This window comes from Elusimicrobiota bacterium (genome assembly GCA_041660185.1).
GTDB lineage: Bacteria > Elusimicrobiota > Elusimicrobia > 2-01-FULL-59-12 > 2-01-FULL-59-12 > JBAZWU01.
The window spans coordinates 457702-475699 of record JBAZWU010000001.1; the positions used below are offsets into that span (position 1 = coordinate 457702).

Consider the following 17998-nt stretch of genomic DNA (forward strand, 5'->3'; position numbering starts at 1 on the left):
CGCGTCATCATCCCGTTAGGCGGCGCCGGTGGGAGTTTGGAAATGAGCCAGTAGATCGCCCAGGAACTTTTTCAGCTGGGCGCGCGGAACGATGACGTCGATCATGCCGTGATCCAGAAGAAATTCCGACAGCTGGAAACCGTTCGGCAGCTGCTGGCGGATGGTCTGCTCGATCACGCGGGGGCCGGCGAAGGCGATGAGGGCTTTGGGCTCTGCCAGGATGATATCCCCCAGCATGGCGAAGGAGGCGGTCACGCCGCCGGTCGTCGGGTCGGTCAACAGCGAGATAAACGGAAGGCCGGCCGCATCCAAACGGGCCAGGGCCACGCTGGTTTTGGCCATCTGCATCAACGACAGGATGGATTCCTGCATGCGCGCGCCGCCGGACGCGGAAACGACGAGGAGCGGAACCCGGGCTTTGAGCGCGCGCTCAATCGCAAGCGTCACTTTTTCCCCGACCACGCTCCCCATGCTGCCGCCCATGAAGTCAAAATCGAGAAGGGCAGCGACCAGGGGACGCCCGTCAATGGTCGCCTCGCCGGCGACGCAGGCATCCGTCTGTCCGGTTTTTTTCTGGGATTGCTGGAGCCGTTCTGCATACGGCTGGATATCGGCAAACCCAAGAGAATCCACCGGCATGATTTTCTCGCCGAACTCCTTGAAGCTGTCTTCGTCGAAAAGAATGGCGATGCGTTCCCGTGCGCTCATCCGGAAATGCGCGCCGCATTTTGGGCAGACCTTCAGGTTTTCCGCCAGCTCTTTGTTGTAGATGATCTGCTCGCATTTATCGCATTTCGTCCAGACGCCGGCCGGGACCGGTTTCTTGCTACGGGGCGAAGGTTCAAGAGGCATGGGTCGTTCTCTCCTTTGCGTTTAAGGCCTTGTGCAGGGAACGAACATACCGCACCGCGCCTGCAAAACCATTGCTTTTGGATTTTTCGATCTCTTTGATGAGCGCTGATCCGATGATGACGCCGTCGGCGTACGGGGCCACGGCCTTGACGTGTGCCGGCGTTGACAAGCCAAATCCAACCGCGACCGGCTGGCGGCTGATCGCTTTAACCTTTTTCAAAAATCTTGAAAGCCCCGGCGACAGCGCGGAGCGGGCGCCCGTCACGCCGGTGAGGGACACCACGTAAAGAAAGCCGCGGGTCGCCTGCGCGATCATCCGGATGCGCTCCGAAGGGGTTGTGGGAGCCGCCAGATAGATCCGGTGAACCCCGTGCGACTGGGCGGGTTTGAAAAGCGCCGCTTCTTCCGGAATCATATCCGGGACAATCAATCCATCCACGCCACTGGCTTGCGCCTTCTGGAAAAAGCGTTCCACTCCCATGGCATAGACGGGGTTGCTGTACGACATGAGAATGATCGGCAGTTTTACCCGGGAACGGAGTTCCCGGACGGTTTCAAGAATCCACTCCAGCGTCACGCCGTTCGAAAGCGCCACCTGGGAGGCCCGCTGGATCGTCGGGCCGTCCGCGATGGGATCGGAAAACGGAACACCCAGTTCCAGAAGGTCCAGACCGGCCTCCTCCAGAAGCGGAATCAGGCGTTTCAGGCTGCTTTTGTTCGGAAAGCCGGCGGTGACGTAACCGATCAGGGCCTTGCGGCCTTTGGCTTTCAGCTGCTGAAACGTCTTGTCGATGCGGTTCATGAGGAGAACACCTTCGTTAAAATCGGCATGTCTTTGTCGCCCCGGCCCGACAGGCACAGAATCACGATATCCTTCGGTTTCAGCGTTCGCGCCAAGACCTTCAGATAGCCGATCGCATGCGCGGGTTCCAGCGCCGGCAGAATGCCTTCGGTTTTACAGAGAAGATCAAATCCCTCGAGCGCCATTTTGTCATCCGCTGAAACATAAGTGGCGCGTCCGGAGTCTTTGTAAAACGAATGCTCCGGTCCCACGCCGGGATAATCAAGGCCCGCGGAAATCGAGTGCGTTTCCATAACCTGTCCGTGTTTATCCTGAAGCAGATAACTGAACGCTCCGTGCAGAATACCCCGACGGCCCTTCGCCAGAGAGGCCGCGTGCTGACCGGTGTTCAGCCCGCGCCCGGCGGGTTCCACCCCGATCATTTTGACGCTTCGGTCCTTGTAAAAGGGATGAAAAAGCCCGATGGAGTTCGAACCCCCGCCGACGCAGGCGGTCAAGACGTTCGGAAGGCGTCCTTCGGCTTCCAAAATCTGTTTTCGAGCTTCCCGGCCAATAATGGATTGAAAATCCCTCACCATCTGCGGATACGGGTGAGGCCCCACGATCGAGCCGATCACGTAGAACGTTGATTGAACGTTGGTGACCCAGTCCCGCATGGCTTCGTTGATAGCATCTTTCAATGTACGGGTTCCGGTTTTTACGGGGATAACGCGCGCGCCCAGCCGTTCCATGCGAAACACATTCGGGGACTGGCGTTCGATATCCTCTACTCCCATGTAGACGTCGCAAGGCAAACCCAGAAGCGCCGCGGCGGTGGCGGTGGCCACGCCGTGCTGGCCCGCGCCGGTTTCAGCGATCACGCGTGTCTTGCCGAGGTGCTTGGCCAGCAGCGTCTGCGCCAGCGCGTTATTGATTTTGTGGGCGCCGGTGTGGCAGAGGTCTTCCCGTTTGAGATAAATCCGCCCGCGCCCCAGTTTCTGGCTCAGACGCTGGGCGAACATCAAAGGGGTCGGGCGACCCACGTACGTCCGCAGGTAGCCGCGAAGTTCTTTTTGAAAAGCGGGATCGCGCCGGGCCTGGTCATACGCTTTCGCCAACTCAAGAAGAGGCGTCATCAGCGTTTCAGGGACGAATCGTCCGCCGAACGAACCGAAGTAGCCTCGCCGATTCGGGAGAGACGGATGCTTCATTTGGCGGCCCTTGCTGTTTGAATGAAACGTTTCATCGCTTCGTAATCCTTTCGTGTGGGCGTGCGCTCAACCCCGCTGCAGACGTCGACCGCCGGAGGATGGAGTTGTTTGATCGCCTGCGCGATGTTGTCGGCGTTCAGCCCTCCGGCAAGGAACCAGGGCTTCGTCAGAAAAGAGGCATTCTGCAGCCACTCCCAATTGAACGCTTCGCCGGTTCCGCCGGGCATCTCCGGTGTCTTGTGATCAAACAGGAAGAAATCCGCAACACCCTCATAGGGCGAAAGCTCCGCGGCTTCGAGCGGTTTCTCGATCGCCAACGCTTTGATGATTTTAACGCCCAGCGCTTTCACGCTCCGGCAATACTCCGGTGTTTCCTGGCCGTGGAGCTGCACAACCTTCAGCGGAACCTTCTGGACGAATTTCGTTAAGGACTCCAGCGGTTCATCGACAAAAAGCCCGACCACCGTCACAAAAGGCGGGATTTGCGCCGCCATCTCTTTGGCGTATTTCAGCGACACCTTACGCGGGCTTTGCGGGTAAAAGTTGAGCCCGATGTAATCCACGCCTAAGTTCGCCGCCCACAGGGCGTCCTGCGAATTGGTAATCCCGCAAATCTTCACTTTGATCATGATTGACCGACCTCGACAAATCGCCGGACCAGGTCTTCCGGATGAGGATCCCGCATCAACGTTTCCCCGATCAGAACAGCTTGGGCTCTCCAGTCGCGTATTCTTTTCAGATCATCCGGCGCCTGGATGCCGCTCTCGACGACAATTGTACAACCCTTTGAGGGAATTCTCGGAATTAAGCGCGCGGTGGTCTGGAGATCCACCTCCAGCGTATGGAGGTTCCGGTTGTTGATTCCCAAAAGCGTCGCACCGGCCAAAAGAGCCTGGTCGAGCTCCTGTTCGTCATGGACTTCGACGAGGGCGTCAAGCCCCGCTTCCTGAGTGGCTTGAAGAAAATCCTTTAACCGGGAACCGGAGAGGATGGCGACGATCAGCAGGATCGCATCGGCCCCCAGGCTCCGGGATTCGGGGATTTGGTACGGGTCGACGATGAAATCTTTCCTCAGAAGCGGCAGGCGCGTAGCCAGACGGGCCACTTCGAGCAGCTGCGGCGATCCGTGAAAATACGATTCCTCCGTCAAGATCGAAAGGGCTGAGGCGCCTCCTTTTTCATAAGCCTTCAGGCGGCCCTCAATGTCATTTTCTTTTCGAATCAGGCCGGCGGACGGCGAGGCCTGCTTGAGCTCCGCAATCAGGCTGACGCCCCGGGAACGCCAGAGCGACGTTCCGAAAGATCGGACCGGATCGGAGCGGTCACGTTGGCGGAGCGACGAGAGCGGGTGGGACAGCTTCAGAGCGTCCACGCGCTTCTGCGTTTCTTCTGTAATGTGATTGAGAAAATCACTCATCGGGCGCCGGCCCTTCGCAGGTGTTTGCGTAAAGCGTCCAATTTACCCAGGGCTTGCTTGCGGTCGATCGCCGCTGTCGCGGCTTCATAAGCTTCCGGAAGCGACAACGCCTGGGCCCCATTCGTGAAGCGGGACGCCGCCGCAATGACCGCCGCCGCATTCAGACAGGCCGCCTCCCGATACGGACCCGGTTCGCCCTGCAGAATGGCTAAAAGGATTTTCGCGTTCTCGTCCGCGCTTCCCCCCTTCAATTCCTGCCCAGGCCGGGTTTTGATGCCGAAATCTTCCGGGCGCCACTCGGTCAGCGTGACGGAGCCATTCCGGATTTCAGCCACTTGTGTGGGGCCGGAGAGAACCATCTCATCATGACTCTGCCCGTGAACCACCGCTCCCTCGCGGATTCCCAGTTGAACGAGGACTTCCGCGACCGGTTTGAGCCAAGCCGGATCATAGACCCCGATCAGCTGGACGTGCGGGTTGGCCGGGTTCGTCAGCGGTCCAAGTAAATTGAAGATCGTGCGTACGCCCAGCTCTCGGCGGACCGGCATCGCGTGCCGCATCGCGGGATGAAACGACGGCGCAAAAAGAAACGCCAGGCCGATTTCCCGCAAGCACTTCTCGGCAATTTTGGTGTTGCTTTCGACTGGAAGTCCCAGCGCTTCCAGGACATCGGCTGAGCCGGCACGGGAAGACACCGAACGGTTGCCGTGCTTGGCCACGGTCAGGCCGCTTCCGGCGGCGATGAACGCCGCTGCTGTAGAAAGATTGAATGAACACTGGCCGTCCCCACCGGTCCCGCAGGTATCAACGATCGGACGGGCGTCGCAGTGGACGCGGATCGCGGCGGCGCGCATGGCTTCGGCCGCGCCGGTGAGTTCATCGACGGTTTCCCCTTTGACGCGCAGCGCCATGAGAAAGCCGGCGATCTGTCCGGGAGGCACTTTTCCCTCCATGAGTTCTTGAATGCTCTGACGCGCTTCCTCGCGCGAGAGCGACTGCCGGCCGGCGATTTTTTGAAGGGCTTGGGCGAAGGTCATTGCTTTTTGGGGGTCTTCAGCGTTAGAAAATTAGCCAGCAGTTGTTTCCCCTCCGTCGTCAGAATCGACTCGGGGTGGAATTGAACGCCTTCGAGCGCCGGGATCTGTTTGTGGCGCAGGCCCATGATTTCGCCTTCTTTGGTCCAGGCGCTGATCTGCAGGCACGACGGCAGGCTGTCCCGTTCGACGAGTAAGGAGTGGTAGCGTGTGGCCTCAAAGGGATTGGACATCCGGCGAAAAAGCGTTTGGCCGTCATGGAGAATCGGGGAGGTCTTGCCGTGCATGAGACGCGCGGCGCGGACGATCTTGCCGCCATAGGCATAGCCCAGAGCCTGATGGCCCAGGCAGACACCCAGTACAGGAATACGTCCGGCAAAATGGCGGATGGCCTCGATGGAAATGCCGGCGGTTGTCGGATCGCCGGGACCGGGTGAAATCAGCAGGTGGGACGGGTCGAGCTGCGCGATTCCCCGAAGGGTGATCGCGTCGTTCCGGAAGACCTGCACGCTCTCCTCCATTTCCTGGAGGTACTGAACGAGGTTGTATGTGAAGGAATCGTAGTTGTCGATGACTACAATCATGGTTCGACTCCGTGGTTCGACAAGCTCACCACACTGAGCATAGTCGAAGGGCTCACCATGACCCTGAGTGAAATCGAATGGGTCATGAAAGTTCCCGTGTCTTTTGAATGGCGGTAAAAAGCGCAGCGGCTTTCTGTTCGCACTCCCGCTGTTCGTTCTCCGGTACCGAATCCGCAACGATTCCGGCGCCCGCCTGCATGTAGGCTGTTTTCCCGCGGAACACGAGGGTCCGGATGGTGATCGCCATATCCATATTGCCATTGTAGGAGAAGTACCCGACCGCGCCGCCGTAGGGGCCCCGGCGGTCCGGTTCGAGTTCTTCGATAATCTCCATCGCCCGGATCTTGGGCGCGCCGGAAAGCGTGCCGGCGGGAAAGCAGGCTTGAAAGAGATCAAAGGCATTGGCGTCTTTCCGCAGACGCCCGGAGACCGACGAGACCAGATGCATCACGTGGGAGTAGTTCTCGATCGTCATGAGTTCCGGCACGCGCACAGAGCCCGGCTCGCAGACGCGGCCTAAATCGTTGCGTCCCAGATCGACGAGCATCAGGTGCTCGGCCCGTTCCTTCGGGTCCTTGAGGAGCTCTTCGGCTAAGCCAGCGTCCTCCTCGGGTGAGGCGCCGCGATGCCGTGTGCCGGCGATGGGTCGTGTGACCGCCTGATTTCCCTCTTTCCGGACCAGGATCTCCGGAGAGGATCCCACGATGTCGAAATCAGGGAAGTGCAGGTAGTACATGTAAGGTGACGGATTCACCGTGCGCAGCGCCCGGTAAACCTCAAAAGGAGGCGCGCTGGGTTCGATCTTCCAGCGTTGGGAGAGAACCACCTGGATAATGTCCCCGGCTCGAATATACTCTTTGGCTTTCCGTACCGCGGTTTCATAATCGTTTCGGGAACCCAGCGGTTTCGGAGCCCCGATTTTTGACGGCCTGGATGTGGCGCGCGGGTCGGAACGGTCATGAATGCGTTTCATCTGGCGGTCCAACGCGCGCAGGCCTTCCCGGTAAAGACGCTCAAGCGTCTGCTGCGAAGGCCTTTTTTCCGGAATAAAAACATTGGTCATCACACGGGCCGTCTGCGAAAGGCGGTCAAAGATCACCAGGTCTCCGGAGAATTGAAAAGCTCCCGTGGGGAAGCCCAGGATGTCGGCGTTTTTGCGGGGCAACCGCTCGAAGAATCGAACGGTGTCGTAGTCCCAGTAGCCGACCGCTCCGCCCCAGAACAACGGCAGTTCGGGCAAATCAGGGGCCCGGTATTGGGAAAACAGTTTTTTCATGTCCTGCACCGGATTGGATGTGGTCCAGCTCCGGGAGCGCGGCCCTTCTTTGAACGTCAGACGGGACTCCCGGCAGGTGAAGAGCGCGTGCGGGCGGGTGCCGACAAAGGAATAGCGGCCGAAACGTTCGCCCCCTTCCACGCTTTCCAGGAGATAGGAATGGTCTTCTCCCCGGCTTAACCGTTCATAGACTGAAACGGGCGTGACCCGGTCTACGAGGGTCTCCCGGCTGAGCGGGATCACGTTGCAGCGCCGGGCAAGGCGTTTAAAGTCTTGTAAAGAAGGTGTTGTCATTTAGTGTCCGTATACTTTTTTTGGATCAAAGACAGGTTTCCCGGTCACCTGAAGACGGTCGCCCGGCATGACTTTTCGGTAGAAACACGAGCGATGGCCCGTGTGGCAGGCCGCCTGACCGATCTGTTCGACTTTGACCAGCAGGCAGTCCCCGTCACAATCAATCCGCATCTCTTTAACTTTTTGAATATTGCCGGAACTTTCCCCTTTGAGCCAGAACGACTGACGCGAGCGGCTCCAGAAGACGCTTTTCTTCAGGCGCACGGTGCGCCGGACCGCTTCCTTGTTCATGTAGGCAACCATTAAAACCGTTCCGTCTTTGGCGTCTTGAACGACCACGGGGATGAGTCTTTTGTCGTCAAATTTGAGATTCTTATAGAGATTCATGGTTATAGTCTTACGGGAATTCCTTTCTTATGGAGATAGCGCTTCAAATCCTGGATCTTGAGCTCGCGCAAATGAAACAGCGAGGCGGCCAGCGCCGCATCCGCCCGCCCGCGCGCAAACGCTTCGTAAAAATGGTTCAACGTTCCGGCCCCTCCGCTGGCAATCACCGGAATCCGGACGGCGCGGCTTAAACGGGAGAGCAGCTCCAGGTCGTAGCCGGCCCGTGTCCCGTCCCGGTCCATGCTCGTCAAAAGGATCTCTCCGGCTCCCAGCTTCTCCACGCGCCGGGCCCAGGCGATGGCATCCAGACCGGTGTTTTTTCGGCCGCCGTAAATATACACATCCCAAGCCGCGCGTCCGGGTCGTCGTTTCGCGTCAATGGCGACGACGATGCATTGAGAGCCGAAGCGTCTGGCCCCTCGAGAGACGATCGAGGGCTGCTGCACGGCGACGGTATTGAGAGACACCTTGTCCGCTCCGGCATTTAAGAGAGCCCGGATGTCCTCGAGCGTCCGAAGGCCGCCCCCGACGGTCAGCGGGATAAATACCTGTTCCGCTGTTTGGCGCACCACGTTCAAGAGGATGGGGCGTTTCTGAGCAGAAGCGGTGATGTCGAGAAAGACCAGCTCATCCGCCCCCTCGCGGTCATAGCGTCTGGCCAGCTCAACCGGGTCGCCGGCATCCCGCAGATTTAAAAACCGGGTGCCTTTGACCACCCGGCCTGCATCCACATCCAGACACGGAATAATGCGTTTGGCCAGCATCTCTAGGAAGTCACCCGGAGAGCTTCTTGAAGAGTAAATTTCCGGTCGTACAACGCTTTACCGACCACCACCGCGGAGAGTCCCTGGTTCTCGTACTCTCGGAGCGTAACCAAATCGTCTACGCTGCTGATGCCTCCTGAAACGGTTACGGGAACCGGAGTCGCGGCGGCCAGGAACTCTCTGATGCCGGCGATATTGGGGCCGGTCAGCGTTCCATCCTTGCGCGTGTCCGTAAACAGAAACCGCATGACGCCCAGGTCCTTCATCCGTTGCGCCAGGTCCACGAAACGGATACTGGAAATTTCTTTCCAGCCCGCCACGGTCACAAAATCCTCGGCCACATCGATACTCACGGCGATCGCCGGTCCGAAGCGTTCCACCGCCTGTTTGACAAGGGCCGGGTTATAAACAGCAACGGTTCCCAGGATCACGCGGTCCGCGCCGGCGGCGATCGCCGCTTCGATGGCTGCCATGTCTCGGATACCGCCTCCCAACTGGATTGGAATCTTGACCAGGGCCTTCATCCGCTCGACCTTGTCGAGATTGGCGGGTTTCCCCTGGAAAGCGCCATCCAAATCCGCCACATGCAGCATCTTCGCGCCGCGCGATTCCCAGATGGTGGCCATTTCAACGGGATCTTTCCAGTAAATGGTTTCTTCCGACTCTTTTCCCTGATAGAGACGAACGCAGCGCCCGCGGCGAATATCAATGGCTGGAATTACGAGCATGATCGCACCTGGTGAACGAAGTTCCGGAGTAAACGAAGACCCTGATCGCCACTTTTTTCCGGGTGGAACTGGGAGGCGAAGCAATTCCCTTGTGCGGCCGCTGAACAGAATGTTTGCCCATACAACGTAGTCGCCGCGATCACTTGTCGATCGTTGGGTTGCGGAAAATAGGAGTGTACGAAATAAAAATAATCGTTTAAACCCAATCCTTTTAGCCAAACGTCTGTTTTTGCCGGCCCGCGGCGGAAGGTGTTCCAGCCCATATGGGGAACCTTCAAAGACCGCATGCTTTTTTCGCGAAAACGGATGACGGAGCCTTTAAAAAAGCCCAATCCCCGCAGACCCGGGTTTTCTTCGCTGCACTCGAAGAGGAGTTGGAGGCCGAGGCAGATACCGAGAAAGGGTTTGTTCTGTGCCAGCGTGTCCTGGAGGGGAGCCCACAGTCGCCCGGCCTTCAGACGTTTGACGGCTTCTCCGAAGGCGCCCACTCCCGGCAGGACAACACCCGCGGCGCCGCGAATGACCTGCGCCGTGTCTGTCACGAGCGCGTTAGCTCCGGCCCGTTCCAGGGCTTTCTGGACGCTCCGTAAGTTCCCCATGCCGTAATCCACGACAGCAATCGTGGGTTTCATCTCGCGACCCGGCAGCGGAGTGATCGGGCGTGGTATTTCATCCCTTCGGTTTGCGCCAGGGTCAGGGCGGCTTCCCAGCGCGACCGCTCGCTGCTTCGTGCTTTAAAACCGATCACGCTGCTGCGTTTAAGAAAGGTGGCGACCGAAAGACCGCTCGAGAACCGGGCGGAACGGTTCGTCGGCAGAACGTGAGAGGGCCCGGCCACATAGTCGCCGATGGCCGTTGGCGTAGACGTTCCGAGAAATACCGCCCCGGCGTGGCGTACTTTCGCAAGGAACCGTTCGGGTTTGGCGATCAGGAGTTCGAGATGCTCCGGGGCGATCCGGTTCACTTCCTCAAAGGCGGCGTCGAGGTTCTTCACCCGGCAAAGGTGAATGCGATTCTTGATAGAGGGGTCGATGCCTCTCCTGACTTGAGTGATCAGGGCGGCATCGGTGGAAAATAGGACCGCTCTGGCTTGCGGGTCGTGCTCGGCCTGCGCAGAGAGGTCGGCCTGAATAGCGTCCACCGGTGCGGTGCGGTCGGCGATGATAACGACCTCACTGGGGCCAGCGAGCGAATCAATACCGACTTGCCCGAAGACCTGCCGTTTGGCTTCCGTGACATAGGGATTGCCGGGGCCGACAATAAAGTCCACTGGCGGGATTCGTTCCGTCCCGTAGGCCATCGCCGCGATCGCGCCCGCTCCACCCACTCGAAAAACGGTTTCACATCCAGCGTAAGCCGCTGCCGCCAGGACTTCCGGTGTAAGGTTTTTCGGAGGGCTGGCCATGACGATACGCTGAACGCCGGCGATACGGGCGGGAATAGCGGTCATCAGAACAGTCGAAGGATAGGGAAAGCGTCCCCCGGGGATGTAGAGACCGACGCTGTCGACCGCCCGCACGAGCTGGCCCACGCGCGCGCTCCCCTGGGTCACCGTCCATTGGGTGAGCAAGCGCTTCTTTTCTTCGCGGGCAAACGATTCGATCGCGCGAGCGGATTCCTGAATCGCTTTCAGAAAAGCGGGAGAGACTTTCTTCCTGGCGTCCTTGAGCTCGCGCGCGGAAACAACCAGATCCCGCGGCTGTAGCCGGATCTTGTCAAAGCGTTGAGCGAACTCGCAAAGCGCCTTATCCCCGCGCTGGCGAACCGCTTCAATAATGGAACGGACCTGATTCGATATTTCGGGCATAGGTAGAGTGTTAATTTTATCAAAAAGACAACACGAATTTAGAGTCTATCTCAACGTCATCCCCCGCGGGTTCTGGCGGGGGATCCAATGAGTCGTTCGCATCACGATGGACCCCCGACAGCCCCGTCCTCTTGTTGATCAAATTGTCGGGGCCGTCCCGACCACTAAGAACGTCGACAAGTGACGGGACAGGGGCACTCGGGGGTGACAACCTGGTGGAGTAGGTTCTTACTCGGAAGAGCGTTTGATATGAGCGCCGACTTTCGTCAGTTTGTCCTCGATGTGCTCATAGCCACGGTCCAGGTGATAGACCCGGTGGATGGTGGTTTTCCCCTGGGCCGCCAGTCCCGCTAAAACCAGTGCGGCTCCAGCCCTGAGATCTGAAACCATAATGTCCGCGCCGGAAAGAGACGAGACCCCTTTGATAATCGCCGTATTACCGCCCTTGATTTGAATATCGGCTCCCATGCGGACGAGCTCGGGCACGTGCATAAAGCGGTTTTCAAAGACGCGCTCCGTCACCTGGCTGACGCCGTCGGCCAGCGTCATCAACGCGATCCATTGGGCCTGGAGATCGGTCGGAAAACCCGGATGAACCGCGGTCTCCATATCCACGGGCAGTATGTTCTTTGGCGCTTTGACGCGCACGGAGGTAGACTCCACCTCGATTTCAACGCCGGCTTGCCGGAGTTTCGCCATCAGGGCGACCAGGTGGTCCGGCTGCATCTTATGGAGGATGAGTTCGCCTTGTCCCATGGCGCCGGCGATCAGGTACGTTCCGGCTTCGATGCGGTCGGGAATCACCGTGTGGTCCGCGCCGTGGAGTTTGGCGACGCCTTCAATAGAAATCGTTTCCGTCCCGGCCCCTTGAATGCGGGCTCCCATGGTGTTCAGGAAATTGGCCAGATCAACGATTTCAGGTTCCATGGCCACGTTGTTCAAAACCGTGGTCCCTTCGCTGAGGGCGGCGGCCATCATGATATTTTCCGTCGCTCCGACGCTGGGAAAATCAAAATGGATGGCGGCTCCGCGCAGATGCTCCGCGTGCATCTCCACGTAGCCCTGCTCCAAAACAATCTCAGCGCCGAGGCTGCGGAAGCCGTCGAGGTGAATATTGATCGGTCGTCCGCCGATGGCACATCCTCCCGGAAGGGACACTTTGACCTGCCCCAGCCGTGCCAGAAGCGGCCCCATCACCACCACGCTGGCGCGCATGCGGCGCACGAGTTCATAAGGCGCTTCGGCATAGAGCGTTGGCCCGGCGGTGATCACCACCGCGTTCCCCTCCCGGACAATTTTCTTGCCCAGGAAAACCAAAAGCCCGATCATCGTTTCGATATCATCCAGATAAGGAACGTTTTCGATCCGGCACGCTTCATCGGAGAGGAGCGTCGCGATCAAAATTGGAAGCGCGGCGTTTTTGGAGCCGGAAATGGTGATTTCCCCTTTGAGTTTAACGCCGCCATCAATCGTTAAGATGTCCATGATTCTCCCTTTACAGCTTGAACAATCCGGGGCCAGCCCGCCAGATCTTTAAAGAGTTCAACCGAAGACCATCCCACGGTTTTTCGCAGGCACTTTTCCACGTCGGTCGACTGATCCGCGCCAATCTCTAAAAACAAAACTCCTCCGGGCCGTAGGCATTGAAGTGCCGGCTCGATCAGACGGTTAATCAGCTCAAGCCCTGATTTTCCCCCGTCCAAGGCGAGCGGCGGTTCCTGCCGGACTTCGGGTTGGAGTCCGGGCAGGTCTTCGGTGCGGATATAGGGTAGATTGGCGGCAATCAGATCCAACGGTTCCTGAAAATTACGGATTGGATCGAGAAGGTCTCCCTGCAGCCATTGGCAGCGGTCGATCACGCCACAGCGTGCGGCGTTTGCCCGAGCCTGGGCCAGCGCTTCGGACGAAATGTCGATCGCAAAAACGTGGCGCACCTTTGGGTTCCGGGCCAGCGCAATCGCGATATTGCCGGAGCCGGTACCGATATCCGCGACAATGGCCGGATGCCGGATACTCTCCAAAAAGTGTAACGCCCGTTCGACCAGAAGTTCGGTCTCGGGGCGCGGGATCAGGACCGCCGGGCTCACCTGCAGCGAATAATCCATGAATGGTTGTTCACCGACGATGTAGGCCAGCGGTTGCCGCTGGGATCGCTGCAGCGTCCAGTGCTCGATACAGGTTTGTAGTTCCGCAGACAGCGCGGTGGTCGTGTTCAAGATTAAATGGGTTTTCGGGATTTGCAGAGCGGCGGCAATCAAGAACTCCGATTCCATCCGGGCATCGGCAATCCCGGCGGCTTGCAGTGAACGGGAAGTTCTCTCCAGCGCTTCGCAGACGTTCATGACGCGTCTCCTGAGGAGGCGATCAAATCAGCCAATTGTTGCGTCTGTTCCTGCTTCCGGAGCTCTTGAATAAGAGGATCAATTTCCCCTTCCATGATAGCCGGAAGATTATGAAAGCTCGAGTTCAGGCGGTGATCGGTGAGCCGATCCTGTGGAAAATTGTAGGTTCGTATCTTCTCGCTGCGGTCTCCAGTGCCCACCTGGCTGCGTCGGTTCGCTGAAAGAGCCTGGTTTTGCTGTTCCTGAAGTTGTTCCAGAAGCCTGGAGCGCAGGAGCCGCATGGCTTTGGCACGGTTTTTAATCTGGCTGCGTTCGTCCTGACAAGCGACCACCAGTCCGGTCGGCAGATGTGTGATGCGGACAGCGCTGTCGGTTTTATTGATGTGCTGACCGCCAGCGCCGTGGGCTCGATAGGTATCGATTCGCAGTTCCGCGGGATCAATCGTGAGATCGACTTCTTCCGCTTCCGGTAAAACAGCGACGGTGGCGGTGCTGGTGTGAACGCGCCCGCTCGCTTCCGTCTCCGGGACGCGCTGGACCCGGTGAACGCCGCGTTCAAATTTAAAATGATTCCAGACCGCGTCCCCCGTGATCTGAACAATGACTTCCTTGATGGCGCCGCGTTCCCCCGGGCTGGCTTCCAGAGGTTCCACGTGGAAACCGCGCGATTCCGCGTAACGGGTATACAGGCGAAGGAGTTCAGCGGCGAAAAGCCCGGCTTCATCCCCTCCGGCCCCGGCGCGGATTTCCAGCAGGATATTGCGGTCCTCGTTCGGGTCGCGCGGGAGCAGCGCGATCCGGAGTTCCTGTTCAAGGCCGGTCAACTCCACATTCAGGTGAGCCAATTCGTCCTCGGCCATCTTTTTCATGTCCGGGTCATTCCCTTTCATAAGGGATTGAAGGCCGTGCCGGTCTTTGGAGAGTTTCTGATAAAGGATGTGTTTCTGGATGACCGGGGCCAGGCGCGCCTGTTCGCGGCTGAGCTGCTGGAAGCGCGCCGGATTGGCCGCGGTGGCCGGGTCGCTGAGCTCGTCGACGAGCCGTTCGAACCGCTGGCGGAGTTTATCTAAGTGCGTTGTGAGTTCCATGATGCCCCATCATCTGGATAGTAAAAAACAGACCGCCAGGCATCTGGCGGTCTGTTTGATAAACAAATCAGCTAATGAGCCTTGGGAGGAGCCGGAGCTTTGGTCGGCGGTCTCCCACCTTCCGGCGACCGTCCGCCGGCAGTGCTGGCGAACGCTTTCCCGCCGCTGCCCGGTTTCGCCGGAATGCGGATGGGTGCTGAACTTAATATTTTGATGTGCTTCCTGGAAAGCCCCGCTTTTTGCCCCTTGGCCATTTTGGGCGCTTCGGCTTTCTTCTTCATGGTTTCGCCGGCGGTTTTGGCGAAGCGTTTCTGGAAGCGTTCCACGCGGCCCGCGGTATCGACAAACTTCTGTCGTCCCGTAAAGAACGGGTGACAGTTGGAGCAGATTTCCAGGCGGATGCTGGGTTTGGTCGAGCGCGTCTGAAATGTGTTGCCGCAGGCGCACACGACCGTACATTCAACGTAATTGGGATGAATTCCTTCTCGCATAATAGATTCCTTTTGAATTTGTTAGCAGGGATTATATCAAATTACATGTATTTATCAGGTCTGGAGGCTGTGCCGGATTCATTGCGAATTTCATAGTGAAGATGAGGCCCAGTCGAATTTCCCGTCGAACCAACGTTTCCAATCTTTTGATACAAATGGACGCGTTGGCCTTCATGAACCAGAATCTTTGATAAATGTCCGTAACGGGTGTACTGAATGCGTCCATTGCGTAACGTATGACGGATCTCAATCATGTTCCCGTATCCGCCCATCCATCCAGCAAAGGTAACAGTTCCTGCGCGAGATAGCGTCACTGGATGTCCGTAGGGAAGAGCCAAATCGACTCCTTTATGAGCTCGTCGGACGCCAGAGATAGGATGGCGACGTGAACCGTAGGAGGAAGTGTAGCGAATTTTAGTTCCTTCTGTGAAAGGAGCTAATAAACCAGTCGGTTTGAAAGCATTCGGGAGGAATAAAACCGTGTCTGGTAAGAAGGGATATTGATCCACCCGAAGATTTGGCAAAGGAAAGTGATTGAGGGCCAAAACCTTGAGTTCATAGGAATGCCCCCCCTTGCGTCCGGCATCGTATCCGGGGGTGATGACGTGAAGCGATTCAGGTGATTTCACTGTGTAGAGAGTTCCCTTGTGATTAGGGATCTTCAGTATTGTTCCGGCGGTCGCCAGATTCTCTTCCAGATCATTGCTGCTGCGTACAGTAGATGAAAATTCTTTGTAGTACTCATAATCAATCTCTTTGAGGTGATATCGATTGGCGATGCTGGGAAGATCTTCATTCTGGCGGACCGGATAATCAGCGATCACCAAGTGATCCAGTTTGACCAAGCGGTCCAATGCCGGACGATCAACCGGCTGGTTGAGAAGCAGATCCGTCCGGTAACCGGGTGAAAAGGGCGAGGAGGCTTCGAGCGAGGTTTCGATCGCACGGATCAGCGGGATCGCCAGCATGCCGGCCAGAAGCGTGTTGATCGATAAGCGCACAATGTTCATACGTTATGAATAACAGATGCTTTTGAGGATGTCAATGCGGGACGGCAATCGGTCAGGAAACCTTTTCCATGCTGGAGGTCTCCATGGACTTCAGGAAGTCCTTGTTGGACTTGGTGGCGGAGAGCTTTTCGAGCAGTAGTTCCATGGCCTCGATGGGTGAAAGAGAAGAAAGCACTTTACGAAGGATCCAGACCTTGTTCAGCTCTTCGGGCGAGAGCAGGAGCTCTTCTTTGCGCGTGCCGGTCCGGGCCATGTCGATGGCCGGGAAGGTCCGCTTGTCCGCCAGCTTGCGGTCCAGGTAAATTTCCATGTTGCCGGTGCCTTTAAATTCTTCAAAAATGACGTCATCCATGCGGCTTCCGGTTTCCACAAGAGCGGTGGCCGCAATCGTCAGGCTGCCGCCTTCTTCGATGTTGCGCGCCGCGCCGAAGAAGCGCTTGGGGCGCTGCAGCGCGTTCGAATCCAGACCGCCGGAGAGGACGCGGCCGCTGGATGGGGTAATCGTGTTGTAAGCGCGAGCCAGACGCGTGATGGAATCCAGCAGGATCACGACGTCCTTGCCGTGTTCGACAAGACGTTTGGCCTTCTCAATGACCATTTCCGCCACCTGCACGTGGCGCTCGGCCGGTTCATCAAAAGTCGAGGAGACGACTTCCCCCTTCACGCTGCGCTGCATATCGGTGACTTCTTCCGGGCGTTCGTCAATCAGAAGGACCAGCAGCACGATTTCCGGATGGTTCGTGGTGATGGCGTTGGCGATCTTCTGCATGATGATAGTCTTCCCGGTGCGGGGCGCGGCGTTGATGAGCGCGCGCTGGCCTTTGCCGATGGGAGAAATCAGGTCAATGACGCGGGTGGTTAAATCGTCTTTCTTATTTTCCAGGGTGATGCGTTCTTCCGGATAAAGGGGTGTCAGGTTGTCGAACAGCGGACGGTCTTTGAGCATTTCCAGATCGCTGCCGTTGACCGATTTAACTTGGAGCAGGGCAAAAAAGCGTTCCTGCTCCTTGGGAGGACGGACGTAACCGGCTACGGTGTCCCCTTTGCGCAATCCAAATTTCTTGATCTGGGAGGGCGATATGTAAATGTCGTCCGGTCCGGGTAAATAGTTGTAGTTGGGGCTGCGCAGAAAGCCAAAACCGTCCGGCAGGATTTCCAGAACTCCCTCATCATAAATCAGCCCGTTTTCCTTGGCTTGCGCTTCAAGGATCTTGGCGATCAGTTCCTGTTTTCGCAGCCCGACCGGGGTTTCCAGCTTCAAATCGCGGCCCAGTTTCTGGAGTTCCGCGATCGTGAGCTTAGACAAAACGGTCAAGTCCATCTGCCGGTTGGTATCAGAAGACGCTGTTTTGCGCGTTTCTTCCGGTGGATGGCCGTTCGTCGGTTGCGGCGGCGTTGATGAAGGTTGTTCCTGGTTCAGGGTCTTAACTCTTTAGAGGTTTTTGGGATTCCAATTCCGGGTAAGCTTCGTTCGTGCTAGCCTAATTATACAGATCGCCTATTTCAAGTCAAGCGATTTTTCAAGAGTTCGATAAAACGTTTGATCTGAAGCCGTAAAAATCCCTTATCACGCGTATTCAAAATGACAATATCCGCTGAAGCCCTTTTCCGGGTCAGCGGCCACTGAGATCGGATACGGAGCAACGCTTCGCGGCGCGAAAGATGATTCCGGCGTAACAACCGTTGAATTTGCTGGCTCCGGGTGGCGTAAACCACCACGGTTTGGTCGACCAAGGGTTTCAGCCCGGTCTCCAAGAGCAGCGGGATGTCCATTGCGATCACTCCGGTATGCTGTTTTGCGAAGCGCTTCAAAGCCCTGATAACATAAGGATGGACGATCTGCTCCAGCTGTTTCCTCAAATGTGGATGTGCAAAGACTTGCTTTCCAAGGGTTCGGCGATTGATTTCCATCCGAACCCAGGATCGACCGGC

The 17998-nt window shown here is 57.6% G+C and carries 19 protein-coding genes and 1 pseudogene; all 20 read right to left on the bottom strand.

Going from position 1 to position 17998, the window contains the following annotated elements; all coding sequences use genetic code 11:
• Positions 1–15 precede the first annotated feature (15 nt).
• Positions 16–852 (bottom strand): acetyl-CoA carboxylase, carboxyltransferase subunit beta, encoded by an 837-nt coding sequence (accD, locus tag WC859_02195; protein MFA5974961.1) that lies wholly within the window; start codon positions 850–852, stop codon positions 16–18.
• A complete protein-coding gene (gene trpA, locus WC859_02200; GenBank protein MFA5974962.1) occupies positions 842–1654 on the bottom strand; it encodes a tryptophan synthase subunit alpha in 813 nt (270 codons plus the stop codon). Before trpA ends, accD begins: the two co-directional genes overlap by 11 nt.
• Positions 1651–2844 carry a tryptophan synthase subunit beta gene (trpB, locus tag WC859_02205; protein ID MFA5974963.1) on the bottom strand — a complete coding sequence of 398 codons (1194 nt, stop codon included), beginning with the start codon at positions 2842–2844 and terminating at the stop codon, positions 1651–1653. Before trpB ends, trpA begins: the two co-directional genes overlap by 4 nt.
• On the bottom strand, positions 2841–3473 hold the full coding sequence (locus WC859_02210) for a phosphoribosylanthranilate isomerase (GenBank protein MFA5974964.1): 633 nt from the start codon (positions 3471–3473) through the stop codon (positions 2841–2843). Before WC859_02210 ends, trpB begins: the two co-directional genes overlap by 4 nt.
• Positions 3470–4261: an indole-3-glycerol phosphate synthase TrpC gene (gene trpC, locus WC859_02215; protein ID MFA5974965.1), complete on the bottom strand. Its 792-nt coding sequence runs from the start codon at positions 4259–4261 to the stop codon at positions 3470–3472. Before trpC ends, WC859_02210 begins: the two co-directional genes overlap by 4 nt.
• Positions 4258–5298: an anthranilate phosphoribosyltransferase gene (gene trpD, locus WC859_02220; GenBank protein MFA5974966.1), complete on the bottom strand. Its 1041-nt coding sequence runs from the start codon at positions 5296–5298 to the stop codon at positions 4258–4260. The genes trpC and trpD overlap by 4 nt, the downstream gene beginning before the upstream one ends.
• Positions 5295–5879, bottom strand: a complete 585-nt coding sequence (locus WC859_02225) for an aminodeoxychorismate/anthranilate synthase component II (GenBank protein ID MFA5974967.1) — start codon at positions 5877–5879, stop codon at positions 5295–5297. The genes trpD and WC859_02225 overlap by 4 nt, the downstream gene beginning before the upstream one ends.
• 82 nt (positions 5880–5961) lie before the next feature.
• Positions 5962–7449 (bottom strand): anthranilate synthase component I, encoded by a 1488-nt coding sequence (trpE, locus tag WC859_02230; protein MFA5974968.1) that lies wholly within the window; start codon positions 7447–7449, stop codon positions 5962–5964.
• Positions 7450–7836 (bottom strand): phosphoribosyl-AMP cyclohydrolase, encoded by a 387-nt coding sequence (hisI, locus tag WC859_02235; protein ID MFA5974969.1) that lies wholly within the window; start codon positions 7834–7836, stop codon positions 7450–7452.
• 2 nt (positions 7837–7838) lie between these two features.
• The gene (hisF, locus tag WC859_02240) at positions 7839–8600 is read right to left on the bottom strand and encodes an imidazole glycerol phosphate synthase subunit HisF (GenBank protein MFA5974970.1); all 762 of its coding nucleotides are present in this window, start codon (positions 8598–8600) and stop codon (positions 7839–7841) included.
• 2 nt (positions 8601–8602) lie between these two features.
• Entirely contained in the window at positions 8603–9328 is a 726-nt protein-coding gene (gene hisA, locus WC859_02245) for a 1-(5-phosphoribosyl)-5-[(5-phosphoribosylamino)methylideneamino]imidazole-4-carboxamide isomerase (protein ID MFA5974971.1), read from the bottom strand.
• A complete protein-coding gene (gene hisH / locus WC859_02250; protein MFA5974972.1) occupies positions 9319–9960 on the bottom strand; it encodes an imidazole glycerol phosphate synthase subunit HisH in 642 nt (213 codons plus the stop codon). Before hisH ends, hisA begins: the two co-directional genes overlap by 10 nt.
• Entirely contained in the window at positions 9957–11135 is a 1179-nt protein-coding gene (gene hisD, locus WC859_02255; GenBank protein ID MFA5974973.1) for a histidinol dehydrogenase, read from the bottom strand. Before hisD ends, hisH begins: the two co-directional genes overlap by 4 nt.
• Before the next feature lie 228 nt (positions 11136–11363).
• Entirely contained in the window at positions 11364–12620 is a 1257-nt protein-coding gene (gene murA, locus WC859_02260; protein ID MFA5974974.1) for a UDP-N-acetylglucosamine 1-carboxyvinyltransferase, read from the bottom strand.
• Positions 12608–13477, bottom strand: coding sequence for a peptide chain release factor N(5)-glutamine methyltransferase (gene prmC, locus WC859_02265; GenBank protein MFA5974975.1), 870 nt, complete (start codon positions 13475–13477; stop codon positions 12608–12610). The genes murA and prmC overlap by 13 nt, the downstream gene beginning before the upstream one ends.
• Positions 13474–14565 (bottom strand): peptide chain release factor 1, encoded by a 1092-nt coding sequence (prfA, locus tag WC859_02270; protein MFA5974976.1) that lies wholly within the window; start codon positions 14563–14565, stop codon positions 13474–13476. Before prfA ends, prmC begins: the two co-directional genes overlap by 4 nt.
• 263 nt (positions 14566–14828) lie before the next feature.
• A pseudogene (gene rpmE / locus WC859_02275) lies at positions 14829–15056 on the bottom strand (50S ribosomal protein L31).
• Between the two features lie 41 nt (positions 15057–15097).
• The gene (locus WC859_02280) at positions 15098–16024 is read right to left on the bottom strand and encodes a M23 family metallopeptidase (protein MFA5974977.1); all 927 of its coding nucleotides are present in this window, start codon (positions 16022–16024) and stop codon (positions 15098–15100) included.
• Between the two features lie 94 nt (positions 16025–16118).
• Positions 16119–17387, bottom strand: coding sequence for a transcription termination factor Rho (rho, locus tag WC859_02285; GenBank protein MFA5974978.1), 1269 nt, complete (start codon positions 17385–17387; stop codon positions 16119–16121).
• Between the two features lie 182 nt (positions 17388–17569).
• The coding region (gene coaE / locus WC859_02290) for a dephospho-CoA kinase (GenBank protein MFA5974979.1) at positions 17570–17998 on the bottom strand (429 nt) is incomplete at its 5' end.